Genomic DNA, 14,844 nt, shown 5'->3' with positions numbered 1-14,844 from the left:
TCGCCCTTACCACGAGTCGATGACCGAAGGGGACGTGGCGGCGTTTACTCGCCTCGGGTCGGCGGTTCGCGAGGCGCTCTCCGAACGCGGGTTCTCGACGCCGACGGCTCCACAACGGCTGGCGATCCCGCCGCTTGCGGCCCGCCAGAATACGCTCGTGATCGCGCCGACCGGGAGCGGCAAGACCGAGACGGCCATGCTTCCCGTCTTCGACCACCTCGTCGCCGACGACGGTCCGGCCGAGGGGTTCGGCGCACTCTACGTTACCCCGCTTCGAGCGCTCAACCGCGACATGCTCGAGCGCCTCGAGTGGTGGGGCGAGTACCTCGACCTCGAGGTCGCCGTCCGCCACGGCGATACGACCCAGTACGAACGCGGCAAGCAGGCCGAAGATCCCCCGGACGTCCTGATCACCACGCCGGAGACGCTCCAGGCGATGCTCACGGGCGACCGACTGCGAAGCGGACTCGAGGACGTTTCCCACGTCGTCGTCGACGAGGTCCACGAACTCGCGGCGTCGAAACGGGGCGCACAGCTTTCGATCGGCCTCGAGCGCCTCCGCGATCTCGCTGGGGAGTTCCAGCGGATCGGCCTCTCCGCGACCGTCGGCGAGCCGGCGGAAGTCGGGAAGTTCCTCACCGGCGGCCGACTGTGTGAGATCCGCGAGATCGACGTCGGGAGCAACGTCGACGTGAGCGTTCGGCGGCCCGCGGTTACCGACGAAGACGAAACCCTCGCCGGCACGTTGATGACCGAACCCGACACGGCGAGTCACGTCCGTCTGATTCGTGACCTCGTCGAGGACCACGAATCGACGCTCATCTTCGTCAACACGCGCCAGACCGCCGAGGCGCTCGGCTCGCGATTTACCGAACTCGACCTTCCGATCGGCGTCCACCACGGATCGCTCTCGAAGGAGGCCCGCATCGACGTGGAAGACCGGTTCAAATCGGGTGACCTGGACGGACTGCTCTGTACGTCCTCGATGGAACTCGGCATCGACGTCGGTCGGGTCGATCACGTGATCCAGTACAAGAGCCCACGGCAGGTGACCCGACTGCTCCAGCGCATCGGCCGCGCCGGCCACCGCCGGGACGAGGTCTCGAGCGGAACGATCGTCACGACTAACCCCGACGACACGTTCGAGGCGCTCGCGATCGCTCGCCGGGCCCGCGCGGGCGAGGTGGAACCAGCCGCGATCCACGAGGGGAGTCTGGACGTGGTCGCAAACCAGATTCCAGGGATCGTCCAGAGTCGCGGATCGAAGCACGTAAGCGACGTGTACGAGACGATCAGCCGAGCGTACCCGTTTCGCGACCTCTCCGAGGAGCGGTTTCGAAACGTCCTGTCGGAACTCCACCGAAACCGGATCGTCTGGTTCGACGAGGGCGAAGACCGCATCGAGACCAGCGGCAGCACGTGGCAGTACGTCTACTCGAACCTCTCGATGATCCCCGACGAAGAGACCTACGAGGTCCACGACATCGCCTCGAGTACGCAGATCGGAACCCTGGACGAGCGGTTCGTCGTCAACTTCGCACGACCCGGCGAGGTGTTCGTCCAGCGCGGCGAGATGTGGCGGATCGCGGAGATCGACGACGACGAAGCCAGGGTGAAAGTGAGTCCGATCGAAGACCCAGCGGGCGAAGTGCCGTCGTGGATCGGACAGGAGATCCCCGTCCCGGCGGCCGTCGCCGGGGAAGTCGGCGAGATTCGCGACGTCGCAGCTTCGCAACTCGAGGTCGGCGGCGACGCCGACGCAGTTGGACGAGAACTCACTACCCGTTATCCGGGCGACGAGCGGACGCTTGCCGACGCCTGCTCGCAACTCGAGCGCCAGCTCGAGGCCGACGCGCCGATGCCGACGGCCGACCGGCTCGTCCTCGAGCGCCAGGGTCGTTCCGTCGTCCTCAACGCCTGCTTCGGGCACATGGCCAACGAGACGCTCGGTCGAATCCTCTCCGCGCTACTGGGACAGCGGGCCGGCTCCTCCGTCGGCCTCGAGACGGATCCCTACCGGATCGAACTCGAAGTGCCGAATTCGATCGCGACGAGCGACGTCCTCGAGGTGCTCGAGGAGACCGATCCGGACCACGTCGAAGCCATCGTCGAACTCGGGCTCAAACGATCCGACGCGCTCGCGTTCCGTCTCTCGCAGGTGTCGGCGAAGTTCGGTGCGCTCAAGCGCTGGCAGGGGTCGGGACGACTCTCGAACGACCGGCTGCTGGCGGCGCTCGAGGACACGCCCATGTACGAAGAATCGATTCGCGAGGTGTTTCACGAGGATCTGGACGTCGAGCGTGCGAGTTCGATCCTCGATGGGATCCAGTCTGGGAATCTCGAGGTGGTTACGTATCGCGGCCGCACGGCGATCGGACAGGGTGGGCGCTCGTCGGGCAAGGAGCTTCTTGCTCCGGAAAACGCCGACGCGAGCGTCATCAGAACGGTCCGGGAACGGATTCAGAACGATCGCATCATCCTGCTCTGTACTCACTGCAGGGAGTGGAAAGCGAAAACGAAAGTGAAACGAGTCCAGGAGCAACCCGAGTGTCCCGAGTGCGAGTCGACTCGTATCGCGGCGTTGAACCCGTGGGCCGACGAGGTCGTCACGGCGGTTCGCGCCGAGGAGAAAGACGAGCAACAGGACGAGATGACCGAACGCGCGTTTCGGAACGCGAGTCTCGTCCAGAGCCACGGCAAGCAAGCCGTCGTCGCGATGGCCGCTCGAGGTGTCGGCCCGCACAACGCGGCCCAGATCATCAACAGACACCGGGAAGACGAATCGGCGTTCTACCGGGATATCCTCTCGAAAGAACGCGAGTACGCGCGGACGCAGTCGTTCTGGGATTGACTCGGACTATATGTGCGTCTGACACGAACTGCAAGAAGAATTATTAGACGAACCTGTGTCATCACCTGATACGTATGTCGTCGCACACCGTTCTCCTCGTCGAAGACAGCGATTTCATCACGCAACACGTAAGCGAGACGTTACAGTCGGAACACGAGTTCGAAATCGAAACGGCGACCTCGGCCGCCGAAACCCGGACCGCCCTCGAGGAGTCGGCGTTCGACTGCGTGGTGTCGACGTACGAACTGCCGGACGAGACGGGGATCGAACTCGCAGCGTCGATCGACGACGGTGAGGGGACGATGCCGTTCGTTCTCTTTACCGGCAATCCGCTCGAGCCGCTCGCCGAGGAGGCGATCGAGGCGGGCGTGACCGCGTTCGTCAGCAAGAGTAGCCGGGCGACCGGTGACATGAACGTCTTCGCAAACCGGATCCGTCTGGCCATCGCCGCCTGCGACTGATCCCCCGTCCCGGCCCCGGTCCGTAACGGCCATACGATTCGCGCACCTCCGTTCAGTATGAACCTCGCGCCGGGGGCCTGGAAGTACGCGATCGTTCCCCTGCTCGCCGCGCCGTTCGCGGTCATCATCAGCGTCACGGCCAGCATCGTCGCGCTCGCTCTCGCCGTGGGAGTCCTCGCCTTCTTTCGGGACCCGGAACGATCACCGCCACCGACCGGCGTCGTCTCGCCCGCGGACGGGACCGTATCGGTCCTGCGGGAGGAAGGCGACCGGGTCCGACTCGGCGTGTTCATGAACGTCTGGCACGTCCACGTCGTCCGCGCCCCCGTCGCAGCGAGCGTCGTCGACGTCGAACACGTCTCCGGGGCACACCGCCCCGCGTTTTCGAAAGATTCCGATCGCAACGAACGCGTTCACGTCCGCCTCGAGACCGACTCGCCGAATCTCCCCGCCCCGACCGAGCCGGGACACACAGCGGACGCCGATCCGGCAGAACCCGACGACGGGTCCGCCGATCCGGAAAAAACCGATGTGTCTACCGGTCACCACTCACGAGCGGACGTTCCCGACAGCGAGGCCGAAGTCACCCTCATCGCGGGGGCGTTCGCCCGTCGCATCCACCCTTACGTCGAGTCGGGCGACGAACTCGAGCGCGGCGAACGGATCGGTCACATCGCCTTCGGTAGCCGCGTCGACCTGCTCTTTCCCCCGTCGGTCGACCTCGAGGACGTGGCCGTCGAGCCCGGCGATTCGACGACGGCCGGAGAGACGGTCGTCCTCGAAGGCGATACACCGGGACTCGAGGTGGAAACGGTTGGATTCGATCGGGACCAGAGCGATTTCGACGGTTCGGCCGGGGACGACGAACCGGATGCGAACCACGAACCGTGACCGTGACGAACCGGAACTGAAATCGCCACGCCGTCGTCCTCACGGTGCATCGACGTTTTCACGCGCCGCCTCGAGGTGACGGCGTTTCACGACCACTTCGCCGGCTTTCGCGTTCGCCTCGTCGGGGTCGTACGCCGTCGCGACTTCGCGGATCGCTTTCATCGAGGCGTCTCTGACCAGCGCCTCGAGATCCGCTCCGGTGTACCCCTCGAGGTCGGCGGCGAGCGCGGCGAGGTCGACGTCGCCGGCGATCGGTTTCCCCCGGGTGTGGACCTCGAGGATCTTCTCCCGGGCCTCGCATTCGGGTTCGGGGACGAGAACGTGGGTGTCGAGTCGGCCCGGCCGGAGCAGTGCGGGATCGATGTGCTCTTTCCGATTCGTCGCGGCGAGAACGACGAGGTTCGGGTTTTCGCGCATTCCGTCCAGTTCCGTCAGGAGCTGCGAGACGACGCGTTCGGTGACTTCGTGGCCCTCGCCGCGTGCGGCCGTGATGGCGTCGATCTCGTCGAAGAAGACGATCGACGGCGCGGCCTGGCGTGCGCGTTCGAACACCTCGCGGATCGCCTTCTCGCTCTCGCCGACGTACCGATCGACGATTTCGGGGCCGTCGACGCGGACGAAGTTGACGTCGGTTTCGCCCGCCAGCGCTCGAGCGAGCAGCGTCTTGCCGGTCCCCGGCGGGCCGTACAGCAAGACACCCGACGGCGGCGCGGTGTTCGTCTCTTCGAACAGTTTGTCGTACGTAAGCGGCCACTCGACGGACTCGCGCAGCACCTGTTTGGCGTCCTCGAGTCCGCCGACGTCCGTAAAGTCCGTACTCGGCGATTCGGCGACGTACTCGCGCATCGCGGAGGGTTCGACGGACGCGAGCGCCTCGTCGAAGTGGCGTTTCGTGACGACCGGCTCTCTGTTCCACTCGGCGCGCTCGTCGCCGTCGGTCGGCCTGTCCCGAATGGCCGCCATCGCCGCTTCGCTCGCGACGGCGTCGAGGTCCGCGCCGACGAAGCCGTGGGTACGTCGGGCGATCGCGTCCACGCTCACTTCGTCGGCCAGTGGCATGCCGCGGGTGTGGACCTCGAGTATCTCTTTGCGACCGGTCGCGTCGGGGACGCCGATCTGGATCTCACGGTCGAACCGACCGCCCCGACGGAGGGCGGGATCGATCGAGTCGACGCGATTGGTCGCGCCGATGACGATCACCTCGCCGCGGCCGTCGAGCCCGTCCATAAGCGTCAGCAGCTGCCCGACGATTCGATTCTCGGCGTCACCCTCGCCGTCTCTCGTGCCCGCGATCGAGTCGATCTCGTCGAAGAAGACGATCGTCGGTGCGTTTTCGCGCGCGGTTTCGAACGTTCGCCGAAGTTGCTCTTCTGACTCGCCTTTGTACTTCGACATGATCTCCGGCCCGGAGATCGTCTCGAAGCGGGCGTCGACCTCGTTTGCGACCGCGCGGGCGATCAACGTCTTGCCGGTCCCCGGCGGCCCGTACAGCAAGACACCCGACGGCGGCTCGACACCCAGGCGCTGGAACAGTTCTGGCTCCGAGAGCGGCAACTCGATCATCTCCCGGACGAGCTCGAGTTCTTCGTCGAGTCCGCCGATGTCCTCGTAGGTGACGCCGGGAACCGACTCGGGGTCCAGGTCGCCGGCGTCGGTCGTGCCCGAGGATTCGACGGCGGAGCCGGTGGCGTCGGACTCGTCACCTCCGACACCGGACCCCGCCTCGGTACCGGCGTCGTCGAGGGGTGCTCCGCTCGGATCGACGACGCGAATCGTCGTCGTGCTCGTGATTCTGACGTCGCCGTCGGGATCCGTATCGACGACGCGAAACGGCTCCTGGTCGACGCCCTCGATCCGAATCTGTTCGCCGACCCGAACCGGTCGATTACGCAGTTTCTTGGTCGCCTCGCGCGTGGTGATCGCCTGTTGGCGATCCGAGAGCGCCGGCGGGGCGGTCAGCGTCACCCGCTCGGCTTCCCGTATCGCCGATTTGTCTTTCGTCCGAACGGTGACCGTATCGCCGATGTGGACCCCCGCGTTGGCGCGGGTATCCCCATCGATCTGGACGACGTTTTCGGGGACGGCCGAATCGGCCGGCCAGAGCTTCGCGACCGTCGTCGACTCGCCCTCGATGACGACGGTGTCGCCGCTCAAGACGCCGAGTTGTCGCCGTGCCGACTCCGGAATCCGGGCGACGCCACGCCCGGCGTCTCGTTTCTCCGCGGCGCGCACTGACAACAAAACGCCGGCTGAATCCGACCCACTCATACACGGTTCTTTCCGTCCTGTCGACTTGAGAATTACTCCTGGCACGCCATCGATCTCGCGTGGTGAGACGGGACGGAGACGCGCGCCGAACCCGCACCCTTTTGTCCGACCCCTTGGAACGAGTAGCCACATGAGCCGTGGCGCGTGGACCCCGGGAACCGCCCCTTCGATCGGGATCGCAACCGAGTGCGACGATGTCGATCTCGAGCCCGCCGATCTCGAGCCCGCACTCGCAGGTCGCGACGCGAGCGTCGTCTCCGGCACGCTCTCTACGGTCCTCGCGGCCACCCCCTCGGTGGTCGTCGCGGACGGCGAATCGAATCTCTCCGCCGTGACGAGAGCCGATCCCGGCGCTCCCGTCCTTCCCGTCGGCGACGTCCCCGGGATTCCGTCGGTGGACTCGGAGGACGTCACACGCGCCCTCGAGATGATCCTCGAAGGCGAGGCAATCGTCAGAACGCATCCGGTCCTCGGCGTCGAGACGCCGGGCGGGAACGACGAACGCGCCCTGTTCGACGTCAGCCTCGTGACCGCCGAACCTGCACAAATCTCCGAGTACGGCGTCTCGAGTCGCGACGAATCGATCGCCCAGTTTCGGGCTGACGGCGTCGTCGCGGCGACGCCCGCCGGCAGCCACGGGTACGCAAGCACCGTGGACGGTCCGTTGCTCTCCCCGTCTCTCGATGGCGTCGCAGTGGTGCCGATCGCGCCGTTCAAAACGCAGATCCACCGGTGGGTGCTTCCGGCCGACGACCTGGTGTTGTCGGTCGAACGGGACGCGGATCCCGTCGTGGTGTGCGTGGACGATCGGATCGTCGAACGGGTTCCGGCCGGCGATCACGTCTCGATCACCCCGAACGGCTCGCTCTCGACGTTTGCCGTCCCCGGAGAGGACTGATTAGTTCTGGCCGACAGTAGTAGTGGCGTTCCAAGCCAGAACTCACGAGCGAAATCATGCGGATGGTATCGATTTCGCTCGTCAGTCGACGTTTGGAACGGTACTAGCTGTTGTACGGTTCTTCGTCCCGGTGGTGGTCCGGATTCGCGTTCTCGAGGGCGTCGTTTTCCCGCTCGGTCGATTTGTGTTCGATGTCCTGTCTGCGTTGTTCCTCGTCCTGGCGCTCTCGTGCTTCTTTTTCCTCCTCGGTTAGCTCCTCGTCTTCTTCCTCGTCGGGATCGGTTTTCTCGCGTGCGAGTTCGACGTCGCGCCCGTGTTCGTCTTTTCCCGTCTCGGTTCGGTCGCCGGCGTCGTCGCTGTTGTCGGTCATGCTGATCCCGGTGGGAGGTATCGGAAGTCGCGGAAAAGGCGTTGGGCTTGCGACGGTCGGCCCGCTTCAGAAGCTCAGTTCGCTGCTGATACTGTCGGACAGCAGTCAATGAGACGTCGGTCGCGACTTCGAATAGTTCTGTTCGGCAGTGTGATGCTGCTCGCCAGTTACCAGGGCTCGCCCGAGGCGAGGTCGATCCGGCTGTCACCTTTCTCCGACGGGCAAACGTCTGCGAGCACACAGCCGTCACAATCCGGGTTTCGAGCGCTACAGGTAGCACGTCCGTGATCGATACAGAGGTGGGTAAACTGCTGCCAGTACCCCTCCGGAACGATCTCCATCAACTCCTGCTCGATCGCTTCGGGTCGCTCCTCCTCGGTTAGCCCCAGGCGACGCGAAAGACGCTGTACGTGTGTGTCGACGACGATCCCCTCGACGACGTCGTGGCCGTGCTGGAGAACCACGTTCGCCGTCTTCCGACCGACGCCCGAGAGATCGGTCAGCTCCGACATCGTATCCGGCACCTCGCCGTCGTGTTCCTCGACGATCGCCTCGCAGGCGCTGCGGATGTACGACGCCTTGTTGTTGTAGTAGGTGATCGAGTTTAGATCCTCCGCGAGTTCCTCCTGGGGCGCGTTCGCGTAGTCTTCCGGCCCGTCGTACTTCTCGAAGAGGTGTTCTGTCTCCGTGTTCACCCGCTCGTCCGTACACTGCGCCGAGAGAATCACCGCAATCAACAACTCGAGGCGGTTCGAGTACCGCAGCGAGATCGTCGAATCGGGGTACTCCTCCTCGAGGCGTTCGATGACGACCGCTGCCTGCGTCGACGCCGTATCCCGTGGCGTTCCCATAGGAGTGTCGTCGGAGCCACCCCGTTTGATACTGTCGGATAGCGGTCAGTGAGACGGCGGCTGCGTTTCCCCTCGATACCGACACGTTTCGCGTAGCGGTCGGCGCGATTCCCACTCTAACGACCGCTGTAACGCCTGCACCGACTTTGCACACCCATCACCGATCCGCCTGGCGAGCAGGTGTGTTCTGCCGTGCAGTGACTACGACACGTCCCCGCGCGGCTCTCGACCGTAGTAGTCGGGCGGTAACAAAGTCAGTAATGGCGAAGATACAGGTATGTCGAACAGTCCGGACGTGCTGTTTCTGATGCTCGATTCACTCCGCAAAGATCGCGTCTCGACGTACGAACACGACCGCGAGACGACGCCAGCACTCTCGACGCTCGCGACGTACGCGACGACCTACGAGAACGCGTTTACGCCGGCACCGTGGACCCTTCCCTCCCACGCGTCGATGTTCACGGGGTCGTTTCCGTCCGAACATGGGGTGACTAACGGCTTCTCGGACGGCATGAGCCGGCTCGAGCCCTCGCAATCGACGCTCGCCGAGGAGCTGTCTGCGGAAGGGTATCGAACCGCCGGGTTCTCGAACAACCCGTGGGTCGGCCAGCTATCGGGCCTGGACCGTGGCTTCGACGAGTTCGTCGAGTGGGACCTCGAGATCTCGAGTGAGATGGACGACGGAATCCATACCCGGCGCGACGAGCGCTACTCAAAGTATCACTCGATTCTCGGGAAAGCAGCGCGTCAGCCGGTGTTTCTGTTGAAGCGGCGCTTTTTCACCGATAGCCTCGTCGACCGGGCGAACCGGTGGCTCACGCGCCAGGCCGAAAATCCGGAGCCGACGTTTACGTTCATCAACCTGATGGAAGCCCACAGTCCGTATTTCCCGCCGAAACGGGCGTTCGAGGAATTGGGTCTCGAGGTTCCCGGTCCGCTCGAGCCCCGGATTCTGAACACGAAACTGCTGGCGTACGTGATGGGGAAGACGGATCTCGACGCGGAGACGCGGCGTCGGGTGATGGAGTACTACGACGCGAGCGTTCGATACCAGGACTCGAAAGTCGAGCAGTTGCTCGGGTTGCTCCAGACCGAAGGACTGTTCGACGACACGCTCGTCATCGTCTGTGCCGATCACGGCAAGACGCTCGGGGATTATCCACGAGACGAAAACCCGCCGCATTATCTCCGCGACATCAACCTCAACGTGCCGCTGTGGATCAAACGGCCGGGACAGTCCACCGGTGAGACGATAGAGGATCCGTTCGAACTCGTCTCGCTTTTCGACGTCGTTCGCGATGGCAATCCACCGTCGGGACGGTACACGCGCGATGTCGCAATCGCGGAGGACTTCGTCCCCCACGCCGGCCGGACGACCCCGGACGAGATCACCCGCTGGCGGGTCGCCGCGGACCAGGAGTTCAAATACGTTCGAAACGACGAGGATGAGGAACACCTCTACGATCGGGCCGACGACGTCAGCGTGTCGAGACCCGATCCAGATAGGCTCGAGGCGTGTGCACAACGGTTGTCCGAGCGGGTTCGCGGATTCGGTTCCGACCGGGACGAAACTGACGACGACGGATCGACACAGGCCGGCCACGAGATCGATGCGAGCGTCGAAGCCCAGTTGAAAGACCTCGGGTACATGTAAACATTCTATCATTGATAGACATGGGACTTCGATCGGTAGGTTGACCGATAGACCGGTCCGAACGCCTTATTTTCATCTGCAGACGAAGGTTGTCCCACATACCCGAGAATTAACAATGGCCGGCGGTAGCGAACGATCGATCGATGTACTCGCCCTCTCAGATCCGACGCGGTATTCAGCGTGGTCTCTCGGATCCCTCGTTTTTCGGTCAAGAGCTCAACCGTCTCTACCATCGGCGACTGTACCGTCGGGAGTGCAATCCGGATGGGGTGGACCTCCTCGCGGAAGACTGGGACACGCTGTTCATCCTCGACGCCTGTCGGTACGACATGTTCGAAAAGCAACACGGGCTACCCGGTCGTCTCGAGCGCCGACAGTCACGGGCATCTCACACGACGGAGTTCCTCCGCGCGAACTTCGACGGGAAGGTGGCGAGGGATACGGTCTACGTCACCGCGAGCCCGCAACTGTATCGCTGGCGTGAAGAAATCGACGTCGAGTTTCACGACGTGATCAACGTCTGGTACGAAGCGGGCTGGGACGAAACTCACGGCACGGTGATGCCCGAGACGATGGCCGACTACGTGCGTCGGGCAGCCGAACGCTATCCACGAAAGCGGATCGTCGGTCACTTTCTCCAGCCACACTACCCCTTCGTCGGGGCTGACGATCTGAACACGACGGCGTTTGGCGACGACGAGAACGCGCCGGACGTCTGGAACGCGCTCCGGACCGGCGACCTCGAGGCCTCGCCCGAAGAGGTGTGGGAAGCGTACAGGGAGAATCTGGATCTCGTGCTTCCAGTGATCCGATCGTTACTCTCCGAACTGGAGGGGCGAACGGTCGTCACGTCGGACCATGGAAACATGATCGGCGAGCGGCGATTCCCGATTCCGCTCAGCGAGTGGGGGCATCCGCCGGGTATCTACACGGACGAACTGGTTACGGTTCCCTGGCTCGTCTCGGAGAACGGGCCGCGACGGGACGTGGTGAGCGGATCGGTCGACTCGAGCGCCGAGCGGATCGCAGACGACGTCGTCGAGGATCGGCTTCGACAGCTCGGGTACGCCGACTGAAACCGGTTTCTGTGTCGAATTACCGGTGTGACACACCGGGTTCGCGGTCCATCCGACACGGGTTGACAGCAGGTCGTCCGGACTGACGGGCGAACGAGGTCTCGCCCGGTCGAACGGACTCCGTTCCCGACGGGGGGTTCGGGTAAGTGGGGGATAACAATGCCCTTCATCGGGGAGGATCCGGTAGGACTGTCGGTTTCAGGTGACTGTTCAATGAGCACGGAACCCCCACGAACTGTTATTATCGGACTCGATGCACTATCGTTCGACTACCTCGATCGGTTCGACCTGCCACACATTCAGTCGATCCGCGAGAAGGGAGTCGAGAGCGAACTGGATTCGACGTTTCCTCCCTGGACGGGAAGCGCCTGGCCCTCCGTCTACACCGGCGTCGGCCCGGATCACCACGGTGTCTTTTCTTTTTTCGACTTTGGAGACGCATATCCCGACGAGGCGGAGGTTATTTCGCGGGAAAACGTTCGATCTCCTGCGATCTGGGATTACCTCACCGCTCGTGACGTTCCATCTGCGGTCCTGAACGTGCCGGTCACACACCCTTCCGACTCGATTCGAGGGTCGATGATTCCGGGGTATCTCGCGCCGGAAGACGCCGATGGATCGCCACCCGGTATCAGGGAAGACCTCTCCGAGGAGCTCGGCGAACCCTACCGAATATACGGGGAAAACGAAGCGGACGGGGAGCCCTCGGTCGACGAACTGGTCTCGCTGATCGATCACCGTCGCCGGGCCGCCCGCGCCCTCCTCGAGCTCACTGACTGGCGATTCGCGTTCTTGCAGGTCCAGAAGACCGACACCGTCTTCCACACGTTCGACGAGGAGTCCGCGTTCAGACGCGCGTACGAGGCGGCAGACGAGTTCGTCGGAACGGTCCTCGAGACCGTCCCGGACGAGACGAACGTGATCGTCTGTTCGGATCACGGCATCGGCCGAACGGACGGCTACAACGTCTACGTCAACGAGGTCCTTCGCCGACGCGGACTCGTCGAGACGTGTTCCGACGGCAGAACGCCGACGCTCGGCGAGAGTAAGGGAGACCTCGGCGACGACGGGAAATCCACCGGCGAAAACGACGACAGTGCGTCGATTCGGCTGGTTTCGATGGCAGAATCCGCCCTCCGGGCCGTCGGGCTGTCCGCCGGCGACGCCTACCGGATGGTCCAGCGCGTCGGTGCGGACGGCGTCGTCGAACGACTCCTGCCGAAGGGAACGCAGGCGACACTCGGCGAGAACGTCGACTGGAAACGCTCGCGCGCCTACTGTCGCAGCGGTCCGGAACTCGGGGTCAGGATTAACCTCGAGGGACGGGACGCACACGGCGTCGTGGCACCTGACGAGTACGAAAGCGTTCGCTCCGAGATCGTCCGGACGCTCGAGGACCTTCGGGCACCCGACGGGACACCGGCGTTCGAGTGGGTCGAGCCACGAGAGGCGGTCTACGACGGACCGTACGCCGAGGACGCCTGCGACGTGTTGTTCGTACCGTCGGAGATGAACAACCTCGTTGCGACCAGCCTGCTCGGGTCGACGTTCGTCCCGATCGACAAACACAATCACAAACGTACCGGTGTGTTCATCGGTGCTGGACCGGGATTCGACGACTGCGAGGCCGATGCGATCGGACCGCTTACGCTCACCGATGTCGCACCGATCACGATGGCCCTGCTCGAACAACCCGTTCCGATACGGATGCAGGGAACCATTCCGCCTGGCCTCCTGGTCGAGGACCCGGACGTTTCCGAGTACGGCTCGCTCGGCCACGGCGGCCCCGAGGACGATGTGGGCGTACCCGATCCGGGGAAAAACGGTGGCGAAACGACCGAGAACGGTGACGTAGTCGATCGACTCGAGAACCTCGGCTACCTCTAATGGTCAACGAACGCGACGTCTCGAAACTGCTCTCGAGTGCGTTGCTCATCGGGGCCGGGCAGGTGTTTTACTCGGCCTCACAGCTGATCGAGCGAATCGTCGTCGCCCGCCTGTTGACGACCGACGCCTACGGCGAGGTCAGCATCGGGCTGGCGTTGCTCACGTTCGTGACGACGCTCGGCCTGGTCGGGGTCAGAGACGGCGTTCCGCGCTTTATGTCGCGATACGACGACGAGACGAACGAACGCGGGGCATGGGTGACGGGCGTCCTCATCGCGGGCGTCGCGACGGTCGTTCTGACGGCGATTTTGCTGTTCGGGACCGGATACCTCTCGGATCTTCTGTTCGACCGGCCCGACTCCGAACTGCTCGTTCTCCTGTTCGTACTGTGTATCCCCTTTACCGTCGGACTCGAACTCGCCGTCGCGGGGATCCGCGGTCGGGAGAACACGCTGTATCGAACGTACACGAGAGACCTCCTCTATCCTACCGCGCGATTGCTCTTTCTCGCCGGCTTTCTGCTGGCAGGATTCGGGATACACGCCGCAGCGATGGCGTACCTCGTCGGTGCAATTCTCTCGTGTGTACTCGCCTGTGTCCTCCTGAACCGACTCGTGTCGCTCGTCGGCGAGGTTCAACTTCACGTCCGTGAACTGCTCGTGTTCTCCGCGCCGCTCGTGTTCGCAACCGTCCTTTCGAACATGCTTACCCGGACGGACACGCTGATGCTCGGGTACTTCCGCCCCTCTCACGAAGTGGGACTCTACAGCGCCGCGTTCCCGCTCGCAAGCGGCATGCTGCTCGTCCTCTCCTCGTTCGGGTTCATGTACCTCCCGCTGGCGTCGCGTCTCGACGCGGACGACGAGCGCTCCGAAGTCGAATCGATCTACGAGTTGACGACGAAGTGGGTATTCATCATCACGTTCCCGCTTTTTCTCACGTTCGTCGTCTTTCCGGGGGACGTTCTGGACATCGTCTTCGGCGAGGGATACCGCGAGGCAGGCCTCGCGTTGTCGATCCTCGCGATCGGGTTTTTCACGAGCGCGATGTTCGGACGTAATCGCGAGACGCTCTCCGCACTCGGCTTTACAGCCGCGATCATGGCCGCAAACGGCCTCGCCTTTCTCGTCAACATCGTCCTGAACCTGATCCTCATTCCGCGGTACGGATATATGGGTGCTGCCGTGACGTCGATGCTCTCGTTCGTGACACTCAATCTGGTGGTGTACGCCATCTTGCGGCTGAAATACGGCATCAGCCCGTTTTCCAGGTGGTCCGCACGGACGTTCGTCGTCCTCCCGGCGATCCTGTTCCCGATCGCGTTCGTCCTGAAGGGGATGCTTACGCTGACGGTCCTGACGTTTCCGGTCTTTCTCGTCGGCATCGGCCTCGCTTCGGTAGTGATCGTCTCAGTTACGGGGTGTCTCCAGCCGGCAGATCGGATCCCGATCTCGCTGCTCGAGCAACGACTCGACGTCACGATCCCGTTCGTGCGGCGGTATCTTCCGGAGCCAGCGTGAGCGAACGCTCCCGTGCTCACGCACACCTCCGTCACTACTGTCGGACAGCAGTCGGTGAGGCGTCGGTCGCGATTTCGCGGCCGTCGCCATCGGAGACGGCTCTATAGAAACAATTAC

General features: G+C 63.7%; 11 protein-coding genes. 8 read left to right on the top strand and 3 right to left on the bottom strand.

All coding sequences use genetic code 11. The annotated features are described in order from the left end of the window. Positions 1–19: 19 nt before the first annotated feature. The 3 genes from EA473_RS03680 to EA473_RS03670 all read left to right on the top strand — a co-directional run bounded on the left by EA473_RS03680 (position 20) and on the right by EA473_RS03670 (position 4,203). The gene (locus tag EA473_RS03680) at positions 20–2,851 is read left to right on the top strand and encodes a DEAD/DEAH box helicase (RefSeq protein WP_124194318.1); all 2,832 of its coding nucleotides are present in this window, start codon (positions 20–22) and stop codon (positions 2,849–2,851) included. A gap of 74 nt (positions 2,852–2,925) precedes the next feature. Beyond that, on the top strand, positions 2,926–3,312 hold the full coding sequence (locus tag EA473_RS03675) for a response regulator (protein ID WP_124194317.1): 387 nt from the start codon (positions 2,926–2,928) through the stop codon (positions 3,310–3,312). Between the two features lie 57 nt (positions 3,313–3,369). Continuing rightward, complete coding sequence (locus EA473_RS03670) at positions 3,370–4,203, top strand: protein sorting system archaetidylserine decarboxylase (protein WP_124194316.1); 834 nt, start codon at positions 3,370–3,372, stop codon at positions 4,201–4,203. A gap of 39 nt (positions 4,204–4,242) precedes the next feature. On the opposite strand, the gene EA473_RS03665 is transcribed toward EA473_RS03670, so the two are convergent. After that, positions 4,243–6,471 carry an AAA family ATPase gene (locus EA473_RS03665; RefSeq protein ID WP_124194315.1) on the bottom strand — a complete coding sequence of 743 codons (2,229 nt, stop codon included), beginning with the start codon at positions 6,469–6,471 and terminating at the stop codon, positions 4,243–4,245. 130 nt (positions 6,472–6,601) lie between these two features. On the opposite strand from EA473_RS03665, the gene EA473_RS03660 reads away from it, so the two are divergent. Then, positions 6,602–7,369, top strand: coding sequence for an NAD(+)/NADH kinase (locus EA473_RS03660; RefSeq protein WP_124194314.1), 768 nt, complete (start codon positions 6,602–6,604; stop codon positions 7,367–7,369). Positions 7,370–7,472: 103 nt separating this feature from the next. Here EA473_RS03660 and EA473_RS03655 read toward each other — a convergent pair whose 3' ends face one another. After that, entirely contained in the window at positions 7,473–7,739 is a 267-nt protein-coding gene (locus tag EA473_RS03655) for a hypothetical protein (RefSeq protein ID WP_124194313.1), read from the bottom strand. A 167-nt stretch (positions 7,740–7,906) separates the two neighbouring features. After that, a complete protein-coding gene (nth, locus tag EA473_RS03650; protein ID WP_124194312.1) occupies positions 7,907–8,590 on the bottom strand; it encodes an endonuclease III in 684 nt (227 codons plus the stop codon). Positions 8,591–8,867: 277 nt separating this feature from the next. Here nth and EA473_RS03645 point away from each other — a divergent pair, with 277 nt between their 5' ends. The 4 genes from EA473_RS03645 to EA473_RS03630 all read left to right on the top strand — a co-directional run bounded on the left by EA473_RS03645 (position 8,868) and on the right by EA473_RS03630 (position 14,727). Next, positions 8,868–10,244, top strand: coding sequence for a sulfatase (locus EA473_RS03645; RefSeq protein ID WP_124194311.1), 1,377 nt, complete (start codon positions 8,868–8,870; stop codon positions 10,242–10,244). A gap of 143 nt (positions 10,245–10,387) precedes the next feature. Next, positions 10,388–11,320, top strand: coding sequence for a hypothetical protein (locus EA473_RS03640; protein ID WP_124194310.1), 933 nt, complete (start codon positions 10,388–10,390; stop codon positions 11,318–11,320). 213 nt (positions 11,321–11,533) lie between these two features. After that, on the top strand, positions 11,534–13,207 hold the full coding sequence (locus EA473_RS03635) for an alkaline phosphatase family protein (protein ID WP_124194309.1): 1,674 nt from the start codon (positions 11,534–11,536) through the stop codon (positions 13,205–13,207). Continuing rightward, positions 13,207–14,727, top strand: coding sequence for a flippase (locus tag EA473_RS03630; protein WP_124194308.1), 1,521 nt, complete (start codon positions 13,207–13,209; stop codon positions 14,725–14,727). The genes EA473_RS03635 and EA473_RS03630 overlap by 1 nt, the downstream gene beginning before the upstream one ends. Positions 14,728–14,844: the final 117 nt, after the last annotated feature.

This window comes from Natrarchaeobius chitinivorans, from assembly GCF_003841505.1.
Classification (GTDB): Archaea; Halobacteriota; Halobacteria; order Halobacteriales; family Natrialbaceae; genus Natrarchaeobius; species Natrarchaeobius chitinivorans.
This window is presented reverse-complemented; position numbering and strand designations above follow the sequence as displayed.

Coding starts and splice junctions, on each gene's coding strand:
- EA473_RS03680 (WP_124194318.1), top strand. CDS start 20: ATGACCGAAGGGGACGTGGCGGCGTTTACTCGCCTCGGGTCGGCGGTT.
- EA473_RS03675 (WP_124194317.1), top strand. CDS start 2,926: ATGTCGTCGCACACCGTTCTCCTCGTCGAAGACAGCGATTTCATCACG.
- EA473_RS03670 (WP_124194316.1), top strand. CDS start 3,370: ATGAACCTCGCGCCGGGGGCCTGGAAGTACGCGATCGTTCCCCTGCTC.
- EA473_RS03665 (WP_124194315.1), bottom strand. CDS start 6,471: ATGAGTGGGTCGGATTCAGCCGGCGTTTTGTTGTCAGTGCGCGCCGCG.
- EA473_RS03660 (WP_124194314.1), top strand. CDS start 6,602: ATGAGCCGTGGCGCGTGGACCCCGGGAACCGCCCCTTCGATCGGGATC.
- EA473_RS03655 (WP_124194313.1), bottom strand. CDS start 7,739: ATGACCGACAACAGCGACGACGCCGGCGACCGAACCGAGACGGGAAAA.
- nth (WP_124194312.1), bottom strand. CDS start 8,590: ATGGGAACGCCACGGGATACGGCGTCGACGCAGGCAGCGGTCGTCATC.
- EA473_RS03645 (WP_124194311.1), top strand. CDS start 8,868: ATGTCGAACAGTCCGGACGTGCTGTTTCTGATGCTCGATTCACTCCGC.
- EA473_RS03640 (WP_124194310.1), top strand. CDS start 10,388: ATGTACTCGCCCTCTCAGATCCGACGCGGTATTCAGCGTGGTCTCTCG.
- EA473_RS03635 (WP_124194309.1), top strand. CDS start 11,534: ATGAGCACGGAACCCCCACGAACTGTTATTATCGGACTCGATGCACTA.
- EA473_RS03630 (WP_124194308.1), top strand. CDS start 13,207: ATGGTCAACGAACGCGACGTCTCGAAACTGCTCTCGAGTGCGTTGCTC.